The following is a 17,197-nucleotide window of genomic DNA, read 5'->3' on the forward strand; positions in this document are numbered from 1 at the left end:
TCGGAGCGCACGCGGAGGAACGGGCGCACCCACCCTTCGATCCAGGCAGGCCGCGGCACCGCCGTCGCCGCCGCCGCCGCTGGCACGGGCCGGCGCAGTGGGGGGGGGCGCTGTGGCTGGCGCCCGAGTGCGGTCCTGATCGGTTGGCTGTTGGCCGAGCAGGCCCACCGGTGCGGATCGCGGCCTCCGCCGGGCAGTCGGTCCAGTCCGGGCAGTCGGTCCAGTCCTGGACCGGTCCGGTGGGCCGGGAGCGGCGCAGTCCGCACCACCCCGACGAAGCTTCAGGACGCGGCGCGCAGGGCGCGGTGGCCCGCCCCAGCAGGCTGGGTGATCCCCCGGGTATCGGAGTGGACGCGCCCGTCGGGCGACGCGGCCTCAACCCCGACGGCCACGGTCGAGGTGCCGCACGATGGCCCGCCCCTCGAGCAGGTCGGCTGGTACGCGCAACGGACCGGCCCCGGGCCAGACGCGCCCGCTGGCCCGTGCTGCTCGGTCACGCTGGACACCCGCAAGGGTCGGCGGTCTTCCACCGGCTGCCGCAGCTGCCCCGGGCGACCGGATCGAGCTGCGGGGGAGGACGGCAGCACCGTCGCGTTTCCGGGTGCGCGCGCAGCTGAAAGCAGTACCGAAAGGACGGGTTCCCGAACCGAGCTGGTGTCTACGGAACAACCAGCAACCGCGACAGCCTCAGGCTGATCACCTGTTGGCGGTGCGCTCGGCCAGGCTGACGGGCACCTACCAAGGATCAACATCATCGTTGTCACGTCGCGACCTCCAGCGAGCCTGCACCCGTCCGCCCTCCGCACCGTCGGCACGTCGCGCCGTCCGTCCTCTGCTCCGACTCTCGGGCCGGACGGGCGACGTGCGCCGTCGCGCACGACTTGACCACCGATCACCATCACGCGAGCACCGACCCCACCGGACAGGCGACCAGCACCGTGAGTCCCGATGAGCACCGCGTACCGACCCCGGGCTGGGGCAGCCGTCCTGCTCGCGCATGTGGTCGACCGCGCTCTCGCGTGCGGCGCGGCGCCGCAGGGCAGCTCTGCACGACGCCGCGCACGAGCCCGCGCCGGTGGCGCGCACACCCGTCTCCTGCCACACGCGCTCGGCCCGAGGACGTGGGCCTCCGTCCGAGCCCTCCCCCTCGCCCTCCGGCTCGCGGCCGCCGCTCTCCCGGTGCCCGGGATCACGGTCGCGAACGAGGACCTCCGCTCCGTCGACCTGCGCGCGCTGCTGACCAAGGACCCCGAGCTGCGGCCGGAGGAGAGCAAGGCCCTGACGGGCTGTCAGGGCTGCGCCGTCCGCCCCGCCCAGCTCCGCGACCTGAACGGGGACGGCCGTCCGGAGCTGCTCACCGCCGTGCAGTTCGGCTCGGGCTCCGGCTCCTCCTACCTCCACGTCTACGAGCTGCGCGGCGGCCGCCTCTACCCGGTGCTCACCCAGCAGGTGGAGAGCGGCTTCACGGCCGAGACCGTCGGGCCGAAGCTGGTGGTGCGCGAGCCCGACCGCACCAGGACCACCTACGCCTGGGACGAGGACCGGCTGCTGGTGGAGGACCGGCAGATCACCGGCCCCGGGGCCGACGGCGCGTACTGCGATCCGACCGCGGCGCCCACCGCCAAGATCGAGAAGGGCTCCGAGCCGAAGGTCTCGACGGCCCCCACCCCGGCCCCGCAGAAGCCCGCGCCCAAGCCGGTGCTCCCCAGCCCCCGTCCCGTCCAGGTCGTGCCGCGTGAGCGGCCCCGCACCCCGGAGCGTCCCCCTGTGCCCGAGACCGCCCCCCGCCGCCCCGCGCATCCTGCTGGTGGAGGACGACGAGGTGATCCCGCGAGGCCACCCGGATGGCGCTGGAGCGCTTACGGCTTCCCGGTGGACACCGCCGTGGACGGGTTGGACGGCCTGGATGCGGTTTCCGCGCGCGGCGGCCCGACCTGCTGCTGCTCGACCGTGATGGCTGCCGCTGCTCGACGGGGTCGGCCTGTGCCGCCGGATCCGCGAGGAGAGCCAGCTGCCCGATCCTGATGATGTCGGCCCGCACCGAGCCGATCGACGTCATCTCCGGTCTGGAGGCGGGCGCCGACGACTACATCACCAAGCCCTTCGAGAGCGCCGTGCTGGTGGCCCGGATCCGCACCGTGCTGCGCCGCACCAGGGCGGTCGCCGAACCGGTGCCCGCCGCCGGGCCGCCGCCCGAGCCGGAGCCGTCGCGCGCGGTGCGGGTGATCGACGACCTGGAGCTGGACACCGAGGCGATGGAGGTCCGGGTGGCGGGCCGTCAGGTGCCGCTCACCCCGACCGAGTTGCGGCTGCTGCTGGAGTTCACCGCCGCGCCGGGCGTGGTGCTGGAGCGCCAGACCCTGCTGGAGCGGGTCTGGGACTACTCCTGGGACGCCGACAGCCGGGTGGTCGACGTGCACGTGCAGCGCCTGCGCGCCAAGATCGGCGCGGGCCGGATCGAGACCATCCGTGGCTTCGGCTACAAGCTGCGGCGGTCCGGGTGAACCTGCGCGGTCAGATCGCCGCGACCGTCGCCCTGGTCTCCGTGCTGGTCGCCATCACGGTCGGCCTGCTGGTGCACCGGGCCTCCGTCGCACAGCACACCGGGCATGCCAGGAAGGCCGCCGAGAACGCGCTGGAATCGGTGCTCGAGCGGCTACGCGCGCGGCGGCGACCTCGCCTCGCCTGGGGCGCGTCGACCAGCGACCCCGCCCTCCCCGAGGAGCTGCGCCGGCTGGCCGAGCGCGGCCGGCACGGCTCGGTGCTCGGCGCCGGGCCGAACGGCACCGTGATGTGGGCGCCGCCCCGCTCGGCCTCGGCCCCGGCACCGGCAACGACGGCGCGGCGGCGCAGGTGCTCTCGGTCCGGATCGACTACGCCGACGACGAGCGGGCCATCGCCCAGCTCGACCGTCCATCCAGGTCTCGCCGCGCTCTCGTGGCCGTCACCGTGCTGGCCGGGGTCTTCGCCGCCGACCGGATCAGCGGACGGCTGCGCACCGCCGCCCGCACCGCCCGCACCATCGCCAAGGGCGACCTGACGGCCCGGATCGGACCGATCGGCGGCCCCGCGACGAGGTGACCGAACTCGCCTCGGCGGTGGACTCGATGGCGGGCGTGCTCAGCCAGCAAGCTGGCCAACGAACAGCGCTTCACCGCCGATGTGGCGCACGAGCTGCGGACCCCGCTGACCGGGCTGCTCACGGCGGCGGAGCTGCTGCCGCCGGGGCGGCCGACCGAGCTGGTGCAGGACCGGGTGCGGGTGCTGCGCAGCCTGACCGAGGACCTGCTGGAGGTCTCCCGGCTGGACGCGGGGGCCGACCGGCCGGAGCTGACGGCCGTTCAGCTCGGCCCGGTGGCCGCCCGGTGGTGGCGGCCGCGACGGCCCCCACCGAGCTGCGGATCGAGTCCGACGCGCTGGTCACCACCGATGTCCGCCGGCTCGACCGGGTGCTCTCCAACCTGGTGGCCACGCCCACCGGCACGGCCGCGGCCCGGTCCTGGTCCGGGTCGAGGGCCCGGTGCTGACGGTCCGTGACCACGGCCCCGGCTACCCGGAGGACGTCCTCGCCGAGGGGCCGCAGCGCTTCCGCACCGGGCGCCCGCGAACGCGGCCACGGCCACGGGCTCGGCCTCACCATCGCCCAGGGCCACGCCGAGGCCCTCGGCATCGCGCTGACGCTGGCCAACCACCCGGAGGGCGGTGCCCTCGCGGAGCTGAGGCTGCCGTCGGCCGAGGGCTGAGCGGGCCCGGTTCCTGAGCGGGCTCAGTTGGTGACCGCGTAGGCGATCCGGCGGGCGGCGTGGAGGGGCGTCAGCTCGGTGGTGTCGATCACTTCGGCCTCGGCGTGCAGCCAGCCCGCGGCCGCCTCGGCGTACGGCTCCAGGTGACGCAGGCGGAACGGGACGGGCCGGGGCCGAGCACGCGGTCGTTCTCGATCCGGGCGCGCAGGGTGTCCTGGTCGGCGTGGAGCACGAAGTGCCGTACCGGGATGGAGTGTTCGGCGAGGCCCGCGCTGATCTCCCGCCAGTACTGCTCCACCAGCACGGTCATCGGCACCCACCAGCGTGCCCCCCGGTGTACTCCAGCACCCGCCGCGCGGTCTCCACCACCAGGGGCCGCCACGGCGGCCAGTGCTGGAAGTTGTCTGGTCGCGGGCAGGCCGGGTGGAGATGTCCATCAAGGTCTCGCCGTCTCTCGGCGTCCGACACACCCGGCGAGTCCCGGGACCAGTTCCTAGCACCAGCGGCGCGGTGGTGCTTTGTCTTGTCCGCCCCGGTGCGTCCGCCATTCAGCCATACGATCATCGCCGCCACACTACGCCCGGCGCGACCGTGCCGCGGGTCTTTTCGAAGCAGTGAATCGGTGCTTCAATCCGTTGGCATGGCCTACCGTGTCGCACCCCGCCGTCAAGCCGCCTCGACCGCCCCAGACGGAGACGGGTGCTGGCCGTCGTGAGCCGTGGCGCTTGTGCTGGCCGAGCGTGTGTGTACGCGGGTCCTGACTCGATGGCGGCGGTGGCGGAGCGAGGCCGGGATCGTGCGTGACCAGGGTCGATGTACCGGCACTTCGCGGGAAGGCCGAGCTGTCGGTGGAGCTGTTCCGCGCGGTGGTGACGGTGAGCTCGCGGCCGTGGGGCGGCGGTGGGCAAGGCGGCCGCCGACGGGGCCGGGCCGCACCGGCTGGTCGCCGCCGTGGTGGAGACCTTGCGCCGCCCGTGCGCTGGCCGCACCCATGGCTCGCCTACGCGCTGCTCGCCGAGCCGGCCGACCAGGTGGTGGACTGCCGGCGGCTGGTGTTCCGCCGGGCCTTCCGCGACTTGATTGGCCGTTCAGATAGCCCCGGCCGTCGCCGACGGCCCGGCTGCCGAGCAGGGACGCCGAGCTGACGCCGCCGCGCTGGTCGGTGCCGATCGGCGAGGCCTGGTCGGCCCGCTCGCCGCGGGCCTGGGCCGGACGACGTGATCCACGCGCTCTCTCCTTCACCCGACGCGCCACTTGGGGGGCAGCACGATGCTGACACGCACGAGGTCACCAACAGTGCCCGACCTGTACGCCACGGACGTGGCCGCCGACCCGACCGCTGCTGGCCGCCCTGCCCGGGCGGGGCCGGCTGGCCGAGGAGCAGCTGCACGCCCTCGCCGGCTGGCGGGCACCGAACGGGCCGCCCGAGTGGGGCCCGGTTGGCCAAGCGAGTACGAGCGTGCTACGCACCCACGACCGCTACTGGCCACCGGATCGACGAGGTGGAGTTCCACCCCGCCTGGCACGAGCTGATGACCGTCGCAGGTGGAGCACGGCCGCTGCACGGAGCGCGCTCCCTGGCGCGCACGCGGTGCGCCGCGGGCGCGCCACACACGCCTCGTGGGCGGCCAGAGTTCTACGTCTGGGGCAGGTCGAGGCCGGGCACAAGCTGCCGATCTCGATGACCTACGCCTCGGTGCCCGCGCTGCGGGCGCACCCCGGCGCTGGGCCGAGCATGTACGAACCCCTGCTGGCCGCCCGCTCATACGACTTCGGGGTGTGCTGCGAGCCCGCACGGCAAGAGCGGCCTGATCGCGGCATGTCGATGACCGAGGAGCAGGCGGACTCGGACAGTCCGGGCCAACACACACATACCGCCGAGCCGCAGGCCGACGGCACCTACCGATCACCGGCCACAAGTGGTTCACCTCCGCCCCGATGTCCGACCTGTTCCTGACTGCTGTGCCCAGGCCCTCCCGGCGGGCTCAGCTGCTTCGTGCTGCCCCTTGGTACTAGCTGACGGCGAGCGGAAGCCGCTGCGGTCAGCTCGCTGCAGGACAAGCTGGGCAACCGCTCAACGCCTCCGCCGAGCTGGAGTACGACGGCGCGCGTCGCTGGCTGGTCGGCGAGGGAGGGCCGGGGCGTCCCACCATCATCGAGATGGTGAACATGATCCGGCTGGACTGGCACCTTGGGCGCCGCCTCCGGGATGCGGCTCGGCGCCGTCCGGGCAGCTCCACCACACCACCCACCGGCGGGCGTTCGGCGCCAGCGCTGGTGGACCAGCCCTGATTGCGCAACGTGCTGGCCTGACCTGGTGGTGGAGTCCGAGGCCGCCACCGCCGTCGCCGCTGCGGCTTGGCCGAGGCCACCGACCTGGGCGCTGGCGGGGGACCAGTCAGTAGGCGTCTGGTGGCGGTTGGCTGGGCTCGGCTGCGGCCAAGTACTGTCTGCAAGCGCGGCGTCCGATGCACGCCGCCGAGGCGCTGGAGTGCTTCTGGCGGCAACAGGGCTACGCCGAGGAGGTACGGCTGATGCATGCTCTACGGGAGGCGCCCGCTGGTACTCGCATGCGTGGGAGGGCTACGCTCGTAAACTGGTGCCGCGCGTGTGACGCGCTGCGCGCGGTGTGGCCGCGCTGCCGGAGTACAAGTGAGGGTGCGCTGCTGGCTTGGCGAAGCTCGTACGCGTGCGCACGGGGCGGACCGTGCGGCTGGACGCGGCTGGAGGTGGCGGCCTGCGCAAGTCAAGCTGCGGCGAGACCTCCGAAGCTCGTGTACCGCACGCGGGGTCCGTTGGTGGCAGTCGATCGCGCTGGCCTGCGGGGCTCACCGTGCTGAGTCCGTACGGCGACTGCCGGCGGTGGCCGACGCGGTTTCCTGCGTGCCGTGCCCTGGCTGGTGGGGCGTCGAGCGATACGTGGGGAGCGTGGGCGCCTTCGGCACCCTGCCGCCGGTGTGACACGGGCTCCGTGCTGCCGGGCCATCGAGCCGCGGCCCGCATAGGGATAGCGAGACCGAGGAGGTCCGGCAGGTCGTGGCGTGCTCTGGCCTGCCCGGCCTCGTTACGACGTGCACGGACTCGACTTCATGCCTGTTGAGCCGGTGCTGGCTCATGACATTGGTGTGGGCACTACTGTCGGATCCAGCGATCGTTCCGCTGACCGGGCGGCACGTGGACATCACCCTGACGCGCGACGTGAGGAGGACCATGCAGGGTCGCGGCTGCGGGACGTTACGGTCGTGGTCGCGTCGCGTTGTACAGCAGGCGGGTCATGCGTCTAGGCGGGCACAAGCGTGGGTATGCCGGCCTGTGCTAGAACTCCTCGGTCTGAGCGGAGTTCGCCGCGCACGCACCCGGACTGCCTGCACAGCGAGCCCGCGCACGTGCTACCGCCGAGCGTGAGGCGCGCGCGCCGAGTACGTGCCGCGAAGGCCCTAGGCCGACGGCGCCCGAGGTCGTTCAAGTGCCACGTCCAGGTGGGGCGACTGGAGGCTACGAATCACATGTGGAGGCGCACCGACCCGCTGCTCGAGGCGGGCCGGTCATGTGGGCCAACTGGCCGCTGGCCGGCGCTGCCCGTGGTGACGCATGCCGGCTCCGGGCCGACGCCCGGCAGCGCCACACGCGGGTCCCGTGCCCGATCGCCGCGGTCGGGCTGGCGTTGCCGATGCACCCGGTCCGCGGCTGGTGGTCAGCCCACCTGGGCCACTGCCGGAGTACGGCAGTGGGAGTTCTCGGAGCTGGCGAGGGCGCCACCCCGGGTCGCGCACCTGGAGCACCACCACGGCCTGCACCGAGTTCATTGCGAGGATCTCGCGCCGTTCCCCCGGGACTGCTAGGGCCCCGGCTGGCCGACCGGGCGTGACCGGCTGCGCTACGGCAGCGGATACTTCCCGCACCATCCCTACCACGTACCTCGGCCAGCTCCGCGGCCCTCACGCGACCCGCTCGGGCTGCGCGACGACTTGGCTCCGGTGCGGTCTGGCCACGCACAACGGCGCCCGCCTGTTCGGCCGTGCCGCCGTGGGGTCGGAGCTGACGCGCGGTGGGGCGCGGCGGCGCTCGAGCTGCTCGTGCTGCTCCGCCCCACCAGGCGGACCTCCGCTCCCGGCCGCACGGTGCGCATCAGCCCACATTTTGAGTACCTCGGGTGACCACGAGACGGAGAGGTCGGAGCCACACTCCGGGGCGTGTGCGCCTGCGTCGGAGCGCGGTCCGACCCGATCCCGGGCTCGGCGAAGGCGCCGGGCGTGACGCGCAGGTGGGTGATCCCCTCGACCACCTCCGTCAGCAGGTCCCAGCCCTCCCGGCGCCCGCCGCCGTCCTGGGGCGGGAGGGCGAACTGCAAGCACGGCCGTGCCCGGTTGTCGGTGCAGCCGGATCTCTCGAGTCGGCCGTCAGCAGCCGCAGCGCGGCCGCCGGCGGCAGGGCGGGGGAGGTCGAAGGCCGTCGGCCAGGCCGGCGGCTCAGGTCCAGGGCCAGCCGCCGGCCCCAGGCCCCGGCCGGCCCGTGCCGCTGTTCACATGGAGCACGTTGGCGAACCAGTTCACCAGGGAGTCACCACCGAGCTCCACCCATCGGTGGATCAGAGCCCGGAAGCCCTTCCCGCCCAGCCGCCGGCCGCCAGGGCATCCGTCCCCGCACCTGGAAGACCCGACAGACGTCGAGGACCGCACGCTGGTCGTTCCGGTCGGTGGAGGCACCGAGCGAGGCCTTCGCCAGTGCCTGTCGCACCAGTGCGGCCGCCAGGTGGGAGCTCCGGTCCGGGGGCAGTGGCCACCTCTCGGTCCGGTCGGTCCGGCGGCGCCGCCGTTCGCTCCGCCCCTCGGGGACCGGCGGGTGCAGCAGGGCGGCGGCGAGGCCCTCCTCGCTGTGGTGCCAGTACCAGTCGCCGTTGCGGAACTCGGACCGCTCCGCTACCAGGCGGCCGTGACCGCCCGTCAGGACCTCGGTCCGGCCCTCGTCGGTGGACCAGCCGAGCTCGCCGGACGAGCCGAGGGCCCCCCCTCGAAGGCTGACTCCGTGACTCCGGTCAGGCGGACGGCCATCCTGGCGGGCTGCCGCACGGGCTCGTTGACGGCGTAGCGGCGCGGCAGCACCAGGCCGAGGGACGCGTCGACCCCGCCGGGTACGGACTCCAGGGACAGGCCGGTGAACCGGGCGGCCGCCGGGTCGTACGGCGCGAGGGCCGCACGGCCGAGCGCCTGGACCGCAGGGGGCTGGAGCTCCCGTCCCAGCCCCGCTCGGGGATGGTCGGATCGACGGCCGGAGCGGGTCCGAGCAGGCCCGCCGCGTCCGGGGAGTTCCGACGCCCCAGGCGTGCTGGTCGCCGTCGAATCCCGCCATCGGCGCAGCGTCCTGCGGGCGAGCCACTCCCCGGCCGGGGCCGGCCGGGCGGCCGCGGCGGTGAAGAACGGGCGGGTGTGTCCTCGCCGACCGGATGCCAGGGGTCTGTTCCTCCAATCGGTGCGGATCAGGCTTTGCCGGGGACGATGCGTCCGTGTGGGCTAGTGTCGACGTGGGTGACGATCTGTGTCGGCGAGTGCCGGCGAGTACGAACGGTCTAGCAGTCTCGGGGCCAAGAGCCAGCGCAGTGCGGAAGCGGGGTGGTCGGGTCAAACGATCCCCCCAGGTGTCCGTGGAGCTTGCGGGGCTTCGTTCATGCGGTCCCCGTGCCGCTCCGTACAACACGGCGCCGTGAAGGTCCCCTGCTCTGGGCACCGGCCCGGCCGTGGCTCTGAAGTGGCCAGGCCCGGTGTTCCGCACGGTGTGGCCGTCCCGGACCGGACTGCGGGGGTGTGCGACACCCTACTGTCCCCGGCCCGGCCCGGTACAGGTTTACGCGTCGGGAGACCGAGGCGCCCTATATGAACCGAGCTGCCCGGCCAGGGCGAGCGCGGTCCAGCGCCCCGGGTGCAGCAGGGGATGCGCGGCCACACAGGCCCGTCCGCATCAGGGGTCCAGCGCTTTTCCCTCGGTGTCCGTCACCAGGGCGCCCGCCTCGCGGGCGATCAGGGCACCGGGCAGCAGGCCGACCGGACCGGGCCGTACTCCCAGAAGCCGTTCAGCTGGCGACCGACCTGGGCCAGCTGGAGGGCCACCGGGCCGAGGTCCGCACACGGCGAGCCCCGTGCCGCGACGGCGGTCAGCGACTCCCGCCCCGGCGCAGCTCCTCCCGGCCGCCGCCGGCGCGGCCGTGCGATCACGCAGGTGTCCGGGTCCCGTTCGGGCGGGGCGAATCGCCCGGCCGTTCAGGCGTGCGCCGCCGCCGAGTTCGCGGTGTAGTGCGGCAGGGACGGGGCGTGCACCACCGCGCGCACCGGCTCGCCGTCCCGCAGCAGGTTGGCGGTGACGGCCCAGTGCGGCAGCGCGTTCAGGTACTGCGCGGCCCCGTCGGTGGTGTCGCAGGACGCACCACTCGCCGTCCTCGGCACGGTGGTGGCGGACTCCCCGTCCAGCCAGCCGCCCGGGGCGCAGCGCCCCGAGACGCTCCCGCAGCTGCGCCGTGGCGGGCTCCTCCACCCATGCCATGGCGGCCAGGGCCTCGGCCGTCGTCCGGCCCGGCCAGGGCCGGGCCGACTGGCGCTCCGTCAGGAACTCACCGACCGCCGCACCGCGGCGGCACCTCGGGTATAGAACACTCCTTCATGCTTGCGCTCCCTCCGGTCACGGTCACTGCACAGAGAGGTACCTGATCGAGCGGAACGCGAACCCGCAGATTGAAGCCGAGTGCGAACGGATCAGCGCCGGGTGGTGGAGCCGGGGCGGATCACCATCAGCACGGTGACCACGCCCAGAGGAGGTTGAAGAGGCGGCGGTCATCGGGAGCAGGCGCAGGCCCTTGACGGCCGGTCCTGCTCGCCTGGTCCTGCGGCGCGTCGAGGGCGTCGACGTGTGCCTGCTGGCCGGGCACCACGAAGAGCAGCATCAGGCCGCGGCCAGGCCGGTGAGCACCATCGAGGTGATCAGCCAGCGTCGCCCATCACGCCATCACCTGGGCGGTGCCGATCCCAGCAGCGGCACGCGAGGCCGAGCAGCGCGTAGACCTGGTGTCGTTGCAGCAGCCGCACCGAGGCCTCGGCCTGCGGCCGGTCCTCCCCCGCCCGCCAGTGCGGCCTTCGCCGCGCGGGAACATGCTCACCGTCACCGCCACCGCGGGATGAAGAGCACTGCGGCCAGGATATCCACACGTGAGTGATCGCCGAGGAAGTCTCGAGAACGGAGTGAGGGAGGATGAAGGGGAAGAAGAGTGAAGAAGAGAGAGATACAAACGAGGATCAAGGGGCGAGGTGGGGCATCTTGGGTACGGGGGGAAGGTGAAAGACGCGATGAGGGGGGGGGCCGGGCTAAAGATTGGACCGAGCAAGCCTGGCTCGGGCTGGGGATCGGCACCGCCCAGGTGATGGGCGTGATGGGCGACGTCTGGCTGATCACCTCGATGGTGCTCACCGGCCTGGCCGCGGCCCTGATGCTGCTCTTCGTGGTGCCCGGCCAGCAGGCCACCGTCGACGCCCTCGACGCGCCGCAGGACCAGGCCGAGCAGGACCGCGCCGTCAAGGGCCTGCGCCTGCTCCCGATGACCGCCGGCCTCTTCAACCTCCTCTGGGCGGTGGTCACCGTGCTGATGGTGATCCGCCCCGGCTCCACCACCGGCGCCTGATCCGTTCGCACTCGGCTTCACATCTGCGGGTTCGCGTTCCGCTCGATCACGGTACCTCTCTGTGCAGTGACCGTGACCGGAGGGAGCGCAAGGCATGAAGGAGTGTTCTATACCCGAGGTGGCCGCCGCGGTGCGGGCGGTCGGTGAGTTCCTGACGGAGCGCCAGTCGGCCCGGCCCTGGCCGGGCCGGACGACGGCCGAGGCCCTGGCCGCCCTGGCATGGGTGGAGGAGCCCGCCACGGCGCAGCTGCGGGAGCGTCTCGGGGCGCTGCGCCCCGGGGCCGGCTGGCTGGACGGGGAGTCCGCCACCACCGTGCCCGAGGACGGCGAGTGGTGGTCCTGCGACACCACCGACGGGGCCGCGCAGTACCTGAACGCGCTGCCGCACTGGGCCGTCACCGCCACCCTGCTGCGGGACGGCGAGCCGGTGCTCGCGGTGGTGCACGCCCCGTCCCTGCACGCCACCTACACCGCCGAACTCGGCGGCGGCGCACGCCTGAACGGCCGGGCGATCGCCCCGCCCGAACGGGACCCGGACACCTGCGTGATCGGCACCGGCCGGCCGCCGGCGGCCGGCCGGGAGGAGCTGCGCCGGGCCGGGGAGTCGCTGACCGCCGTCGCGGCCCGGGTGCTGGCCGTGTGCGACCTCGGCCCGGTGGCCCTCCAGCTGGCCCAGGTCGGCTCGGGCCAGCTGAACGGCTTCTGGGAGTACGGCCCGGATCCGGTCGGCCTGCTGCCCGGTGCCCTGATCGCCCGCGAGGCGGGCGCCCTGGTGACGGACACCGAGGGAAAGCGCTGGACCCCTGATGCGGACGGGCTGCTGGCCGCGCATCCCCTGCTGCACCCGGGGCTGCTGGACGCGCTCGCCCTGGCCGGGCAGCTCGGTCCCTAGGGGCGGTCTGACGGACCGTCCGGGCCGGGCCGGGGCCGAGGGTGTCGCCACACCCCCGGTCCGGTCCGGGCGGCACACCGTGCGGACCCCGGGCGGCTTCGGCACGGCCGGGCCGGGGCAGGGGACCTTCCGGCCGCCGTGTGTACGGAGCGGCCGGTGACCGCTGCGAGGAAGTCCCGGACCCTGGGGGGATCGTGCCGCCGTCCGCACTGCGCGCCTTGGCCGAGCTGCTCGACCGTTCGTTCGCCCGGATCGCCGACGCCGCCGTCGACGCCCGGACGCTCGACCGGCAGCTGATCCGCCGTGAGACCGACCCCTGGCATCCGGTCGGCGAGGACCACACCCGCCCGTTCTTCACCGCCGCGGCCGCCCGGCCGGCCCCGGCCGGGGAGTGGCTCGCCCGCAGGACGCTGCGCCGGATGGCGGGATTCGACGGCGACCAGCACGCCTGGGCGTCGGAACTCCCGGACGCGGCGGGCCTGCTCGGACCCGCTCCGGCCGTCGATCCGACCATCCCCGAGCGGGGCTGGGACGGGGAGCTCCAGCCCCCTGCGGTCCAGGCGCTCGGCCGTGCGGCCCTCGCGCCGTACGACCCGGCGGCCGCCCGGTTCACCGGCCTGTCCCTGGAGTCCGTACCCGGCGGGGTCGACGCGTCCCTCGGCCTGGTGCTGCCGCGCCGCTACGCCGTCAACGAGCCCGTGCGGCAGCCCGCCAGGATGGCCGTCCGCCTGACCGGAGTCACGGAGTCAGCCTTCGAGGGGGGCCTCGGCTCGTCCGGCGAGCTCGGCTGGTCCACCGACGAGGGCCGGACCGAGGTCCTGACGGGCGGTCACGGCCGCCTGGTAGCGGAGCGGTCCGAGTTCCGCAACGGCGACTGGTACTGGCACCACAGCGAGGAGGGCCTCGCCGCCGCCCTGCTGCACCCGCCGGTCCCCGAGGGGCGGAGCGAACGGCGGCGCCGCCGGACCGACCGGACCGAGAGGTGGCCACTGCCCCCGGACCGGAGCTCCCACCTGGCGGCCGCACTGGTGCGACAGGCACTGGCGAAGGCCTCGCTCGGTGCCTCCACCGACCGGAACGACCAGCGTGCGGTCCTCGACGTCTGTCGGGTCTTCCAGGGTGCGGGGACGGATGCCCTGGCGGCCGGCCGGCTGGGCGGGAAGGGCTTCCGGGCTCTGATCCACCGATGGGTGGAGCTCGGTGGTGACTCCCTGGTGAACTGGTTCGCCAACGTGCTCCATGTGAACAGCGGCACGGGCCCGGCCGGGGCCTGGGGCCGGCGGCTGGCCCTGGACCTGAGCCGCCGGCCCTGGCCGACGGCCTTCGACCTCCCCGCCCTGCCGCCGGCGGCCGCGCTGCGGCTGCTGACGGCCGACTTCGAGGAGATCCGGCTGCACCGCCAACCGGGCACGGCCGTGCTCCAGTTCGCCCTCCCGCCCCAGGACGGCGGCGGGCGCCGGGAGGGCTGGGACCTGCTGACGGAGGTGGTCGAGGGGATCACCCACCTGCGCGTCACGCCCGGCGCCTTCGCCGAGCCCGGGCGGGTCGACCGCCTCCGACGCAGGCGCCACGCCCTGGAGTGTGGCTCCGACCTCTCCGTCTCGTGGCACCCGAGGACCGGGCTGATGCGGACCGTGGGCCGGGAGCCGGAGGTCCGCCTGGTGGGGCGGAGCGACGCGTGACGCCGCCGCGCCCCACCGCGGTCAGCTCCGAACCCCCGGCGGCAGGCCGAACAGGCGGGCGCCGTTGTCGTGGCAGACCGCCCGGAGCCAGTCGTCGCCCAGCCCGAGGTCCGCGAGGGCGCGGAGCTGGGCGAGGTACGGGTAGGGGATGTTCGGGAAGTCGCTGCCGAGCAGCACCCGGTCACCCAGGTCGGCCAGCCGGGGCAGCAAGTCCCGGGGGAAGGGCGCGAGTTCCTCGCTGAACTCGGTGAAGGCCATGGTGGTGTCCAGGTGCACCCCGGGGTGGCGCTCGGCCAGCTCCAGGAACTCCCGGTACTCCGGCAGGCCCAGGTGGGCGACCACCAGCCGCAGACCGGGGTGCCTGGCCAGCACCGCGGCGATCGGGCCGGGCCCGGTGTGCTTGCCGGGCGTCGGCCCGGAGCCGCAGTGCGTCACCACCGGCACGCCGGCCTCGGCCAGTTGGCCCCAGACCGGGTCGAGCAGCGGGTCGGTGGGGTCGTAGTCGCCCACCTGGACGTGGCACTTGAAGACCTGGGCGCCGTCGGCCAGGGCCTTCGCCACGTACTCGGCCGCCTCCGGCTCGGGGTAGCAGGTGGCGGTGTGCAGGCAGTCCGGGGTGCGGGCGGCGAACTCCGCCGACCAGGAGTTCAGCCAGGCGGCCATCCCCGGCTTGTGCGGGTAGAGCATCGAGGTGAACGCGCGCACCCCGAACTCCCGCAGCCGGGCGACCCGTTGGTCCTCCTCCTCGCGGTAGGTGATGGGCCACGGCCGCCCGGTCAGCGGACCGACCTGGTCGAAGTAGGCCCACACCTTGGCCAGCACCCGCTCCGGCATGAAGTGCGTGTGCACGTCGACGAGGCCGGGCAGGCCCAGACCCCGCCAGAACGCCCGGACCTCCTCGGTCTCGCTCATGCGGGCCGGGCCGTGGCCCGGGCCAGCACGGCAGCCGTGTCCACACCGGTCGGCAGGGTGCCGAAGGCGCCGCCGTGCTCGCCGCCCAGCCGGGAGGCGCAGAACGCGTCGGCCACCGCCGGGTCGCCGTACCGGACCAGCAGGGAGCCCTGGAAGGCCAGCGCGATCGACTCCACCAACCGGCGCGTGCGGTACTCGAGTTCGGAGGTCTCGCCGAGCTGCTTGCGCAGGCCGGCCACCGCCGCGTCCAGCCGCCGGTCCGCCCCGGCGGCCGCGTCCAGCTCGCCGAGCAGCGCCTCCACCGTCTCCGGACGCCGGGCCATCGCGCGCAGCGCGTCCAGCGCGGCCACGTTCCCCGAGCCCTCCCAGATGGAGACCAGCGGGGCCTCCCGGTAGAGCCGGGGCATGCCGGACTCCTCGGCGTAGCCGTTGCCGCCGAAGCACTCCAGCGCCTCGGCGGCGTGCATCGGACCGCGCTTGCAGACCCAGTACTTGGCCGCAGCCAGCCCCAACCGCCGCACCAGCGCCTCCTGCTGGTCCCCCGCCAGCGCCCGGTCGGTGGCCTCGGCCAGCCGCAGGGCGACGGCGGTGGCGGCCTCGGACTCCACCACCAGGTCGGCCAGCACGTTGCGCATCAGCGGCTGGTCCACCAGCGCGGCGCCGAACGCCCGCCGGTGGGTGGTGTGGTGGAGCGCCCGGACGGCGCCGAGCCGCATCCCGGAGGCGGCGCCCAAGGTGCAGTCCAGCCGGGTCATGTTCACCATCTCGATGATGGTGGGCACGCCCCGGCCCTCCTCGCCGACCAGCCAGCCGACCGCGCCGTCGTACTCCAGCTCGGCGGAGGCGTTGGAGCGGTTGCCCAGCTTGTCCTTGAGCCGCTGGATCCGCAGCCGGTTCCGCTCGCCGTCAGGCAGTACCCGGGGCAGCACGAAGCAGCTGAGCCCGCCCGGGGCCTGGGCCAGCGTCAGGAACAGGTCGGACATCGGGGCGGAGGTGAACCACTTGTGGCCGGTGATCCGGTAGGTGCCGTCGGCCTGCGGCTCGGCGGTGGTGGTGTTGGCCCGGACGTCCGAGCCGCCCTGCTTCTCGGTCATCGACATGCCGGCGATCAGGCCGCTCTTGCCGTGCGGCTCGCGCAGCCCGAAGTCGTAGGAGCGGGCGGCCAGCAGGGGTTCGTACTGCTCGGCCAGCGCCGGGGTGGCCCGCAGCGCGGGCACCGAGGCGTAGGTCATCGAGATCGGGCAGCTGTGCCCGGCCTCGACCTGCCCCCAGACGTAGAACTTGGCCGCCCGGGCGGTGTGCGCGCCGCGGCGCCCGTCGCGCCAGGGAGCGGCGTGCAGGCCGTGCTCCACCGCGACGGTCATCAGCTCGTGCCAGGCGGGGTGGAACTCCACCTCGTCGATCCGGTGGCCGTAGCGGTCGTGGGTGCGTAGCACCGGCTCGTACTCGTTGGCCAACCGGCCCCACTCGGCGGCCCGTTCGGTGCCCGCCAGCCGGCCGAGGGCGTGCAGCTGCTCCTCGGCCCAGCCGGCCCCGGCCCGGTGCAGGGCGGCCAGCAGGGTCGGGTCGGCGGCCACGTCGTGGCCGTACAGGTCGGGCACCTGGTTGGTGACCTCGTGCGTGTCAGGCATCGTGCTGCCCCCCAAGGGCGCGTCGGGTGAAGGAGATGAGCGCCGGGATCACGTCGTCCCGGCCCAGGCCCGCGGCGAGCGGGCCGACCAGGGCCTCGCCGATCGCACCGACCAGCGCGGCGGCGGTCAGCTCGGCGTCCTGCTCGGGCAGCCGGCCGTCGGCGACGGCCGGGGCTATCTGAACGGCCATCAGGTCGCGGAAGGCCCGGCGGAACACCAGCCGCTCGGCGTCCACCACCTGGTCGGCCGGCTCGGCGAGCAGCGCGTAGGCGAGCCTGGGTGCGGCCAGCGCACGGGCGGCGAAGGTCTCCACCACGGCGGCGACCAGCCGGTGCGGCCCGGCCCCGTCGGCGGCCGCCTTGCCCACCGCCGCCCCCACGGCCGCGAGCTCACCGGTCACCACCGCGCGGAACAGCTCCACCGACAGCTCGGCCTTCCCGGCGAAGTGCCGGTACATCGACCCGGTCGCGATCCCGGCCCGCTCCGCCACCGCCGCCATCGAGCAGCCCGCGTACCCCCGCTCGGCCAGCAGCGCCACGGCCGCGGCCAGCACCGTCTCCCGCTGGGCGTCGAGGCGGGCTTGGACGGCGGGGGTGCGACGGTAGGCCATGCCAAGGATTGAAGCACCGATTCACTGCTTCGAAAAGACCCGCGGGCACGGTGCGCCGGGCTAG

Annotated in this window: 14 protein-coding genes and 4 pseudogenes; 12 read left to right on the forward strand and 6 right to left on the reverse strand. The window is 74.2% G+C overall.

Annotated elements, in window-relative coordinates; genetic code table 11:
- Positions 1-1,844 precede the first annotated feature (1,844 nt).
- From ABD946_RS42915 to ABD946_RS25740, 6 genes and pseudogenes are all read left to right on the forward strand, one after another.
- Positions 1,845-2,075: pseudogene (locus ABD946_RS42915) on the forward strand (response regulator); the annotation flags it as partial.
- A 147-nt stretch (positions 2,076-2,222) separates the two neighbouring features.
- A pseudogene (locus ABD946_RS42920) lies at positions 2,223-2,504 on the forward strand (winged helix-turn-helix domain-containing protein); the annotation flags it as partial.
- Between the two features lie 289 nt (positions 2,505-2,793).
- Positions 2,794-3,081, forward strand: a complete 288-nt coding sequence (locus ABD946_RS25725; RefSeq protein WP_345287487.1) for a hypothetical protein — start codon at positions 2,794-2,796, stop codon at positions 3,079-3,081.
- Between the two features lie 81 nt (positions 3,082-3,162).
- A pseudogene (locus ABD946_RS25730) lies at positions 3,163-3,255 on the forward strand (histidine kinase dimerization/phospho-acceptor domain-containing protein); the annotation flags it as partial.
- Positions 3,256-3,368: 113 nt separating this feature from the next.
- Positions 3,369-3,527, forward strand: coding sequence for a hypothetical protein (locus tag ABD946_RS25735; protein WP_345287634.1), 159 nt, complete (start codon positions 3,369-3,371; stop codon positions 3,525-3,527).
- A gap of 6 nt (positions 3,528-3,533) precedes the next feature.
- Positions 3,534-3,743: an ATP-binding protein gene (locus ABD946_RS25740; protein WP_345287489.1), complete on the forward strand. Its 210-nt coding sequence runs from the start codon at positions 3,534-3,536 to the stop codon at positions 3,741-3,743.
- A 23-nt stretch (positions 3,744-3,766) separates the two neighbouring features.
- On the opposite strand, the pseudogene ABD946_RS25745 reads toward ABD946_RS25740, so the two are convergent.
- Positions 3,767-4,307: pseudogene (locus ABD946_RS25745) on the reverse strand (ATP-binding protein).
- Between the two features lie 516 nt (positions 4,308-4,823).
- Here ABD946_RS25745 and ABD946_RS25750 point away from each other — a divergent pair.
- Genes ABD946_RS25750 through ABD946_RS42930 form a run of 3 tightly spaced genes read left to right on the forward strand, consistent with a single transcriptional unit; the run spans position 4,824 to position 5,700 of the window.
- Positions 4,824-4,964, forward strand: a complete 141-nt coding sequence (locus tag ABD946_RS25750; RefSeq protein ID WP_345287490.1) for a hypothetical protein — start codon at positions 4,824-4,826, stop codon at positions 4,962-4,964.
- Complete coding sequence (locus ABD946_RS42925) at positions 4,961-5,428, forward strand: hypothetical protein (protein WP_425558698.1); 468 nt, start codon at positions 4,961-4,963, stop codon at positions 5,426-5,428. Before ABD946_RS25750 ends, ABD946_RS42925 begins: the two co-directional genes overlap by 4 nt.
- Positions 5,335-5,700, forward strand: coding sequence for a hypothetical protein (locus ABD946_RS42930; protein ID WP_425558699.1), 366 nt, complete (start codon positions 5,335-5,337; stop codon positions 5,698-5,700). Before ABD946_RS42925 ends, ABD946_RS42930 begins: the two co-directional genes overlap by 94 nt.
- A gap of 4,057 nt (positions 5,701-9,757) precedes the next feature.
- Here ABD946_RS42930 and ABD946_RS25755 read toward each other — a convergent pair.
- Positions 9,758-9,952, reverse strand: coding sequence for a hypothetical protein (locus tag ABD946_RS25755; RefSeq protein ID WP_345287492.1), 195 nt, complete (start codon positions 9,950-9,952; stop codon positions 9,758-9,760).
- Positions 9,953-9,997: 45 nt separating this feature from the next.
- Positions 9,998-10,180, reverse strand: coding sequence for a hypothetical protein (locus ABD946_RS25760; protein WP_345287494.1), 183 nt, complete (start codon positions 10,178-10,180; stop codon positions 9,998-10,000).
- 974 nt (positions 10,181-11,154) lie between these two features.
- Here ABD946_RS25760 and ABD946_RS25765 point away from each other — a divergent pair.
- From ABD946_RS25765 to ABD946_RS25775, 3 genes are all read left to right on the forward strand, one after another.
- Positions 11,155-11,406 (forward strand): hypothetical protein, encoded by a 252-nt coding sequence (locus tag ABD946_RS25765; protein WP_345287496.1) that lies wholly within the window; start codon positions 11,155-11,157, stop codon positions 11,404-11,406.
- Positions 11,407-11,500: 94 nt separating this feature from the next.
- On the forward strand, positions 11,501-12,298 hold the full coding sequence (locus ABD946_RS25770) for an inositol monophosphatase family protein (RefSeq protein WP_345287498.1): 798 nt from the start codon (positions 11,501-11,503) through the stop codon (positions 12,296-12,298).
- 194 nt (positions 12,299-12,492) lie between these two features.
- Positions 12,493-13,980 (forward strand): hypothetical protein, encoded by a 1,488-nt coding sequence (locus tag ABD946_RS25775; protein WP_345287499.1) that lies wholly within the window; start codon positions 12,493-12,495, stop codon positions 13,978-13,980.
- Positions 13,981-14,001: 21 nt separating this feature from the next.
- Here the strand turns inward: ABD946_RS25775 and ABD946_RS25780 are convergent, their stop codons facing one another.
- From ABD946_RS25780 to ABD946_RS25790, 3 genes are read right to left on the reverse strand one after another with little or no spacing between them, the layout of a single operon-like run.
- Positions 14,002-14,892: an amidohydrolase family protein gene (locus ABD946_RS25780; RefSeq protein WP_345287501.1), complete on the reverse strand. Its 891-nt coding sequence runs from the start codon at positions 14,890-14,892 to the stop codon at positions 14,002-14,004.
- Positions 14,889-16,523: an acyl-CoA dehydrogenase family protein gene (locus tag ABD946_RS25785; RefSeq protein WP_345287503.1), complete on the reverse strand. Its 1,635-nt coding sequence runs from the start codon at positions 16,521-16,523 to the stop codon at positions 14,889-14,891. The genes ABD946_RS25780 and ABD946_RS25785 overlap by 4 nt, the downstream gene beginning before the upstream one ends.
- Positions 16,516-17,133: a TetR/AcrR family transcriptional regulator gene (locus tag ABD946_RS25790; RefSeq protein WP_345287504.1), complete on the reverse strand. Its 618-nt coding sequence runs from the start codon at positions 17,131-17,133 to the stop codon at positions 16,516-16,518. Before ABD946_RS25790 ends, ABD946_RS25785 begins: the two co-directional genes overlap by 8 nt.
- Between the last annotated feature and the right edge of the window lie 64 nt (positions 17,134-17,197).

This window comes from Kitasatospora albolonga (assembly GCF_039535905.1).
In the GTDB taxonomy this organism is placed as follows: Bacteria; Actinomycetota; Actinomycetes; order Streptomycetales; family Streptomycetaceae; genus Kitasatospora; species Kitasatospora albolonga.

Excerpts from the sequence above, each read along its gene's own strand:
- ABD946_RS25770 (WP_345287498.1), top strand. The coding sequence starts at position 11,501 with ATGAAGGAGTGTTCTATACCCGAGGTGGCCGCCGCGGTGCGGGCGGTC.
- ABD946_RS25780 (WP_345287501.1), bottom strand. The coding sequence starts at position 14,892 with ATGAGCGAGACCGAGGAGGTCCGGGCGTTCTGGCGGGGTCTGGGCCTG.
- ABD946_RS25785 (WP_345287503.1), bottom strand. The coding sequence starts at position 16,523 with ATGCCTGACACGCACGAGGTCACCAACCAGGTGCCCGACCTGTACGGC.
- ABD946_RS25790 (WP_345287504.1), bottom strand. The coding sequence starts at position 17,133 with ATGGCCTACCGTCGCACCCCCGCCGTCCAAGCCCGCCTCGACGCCCAG.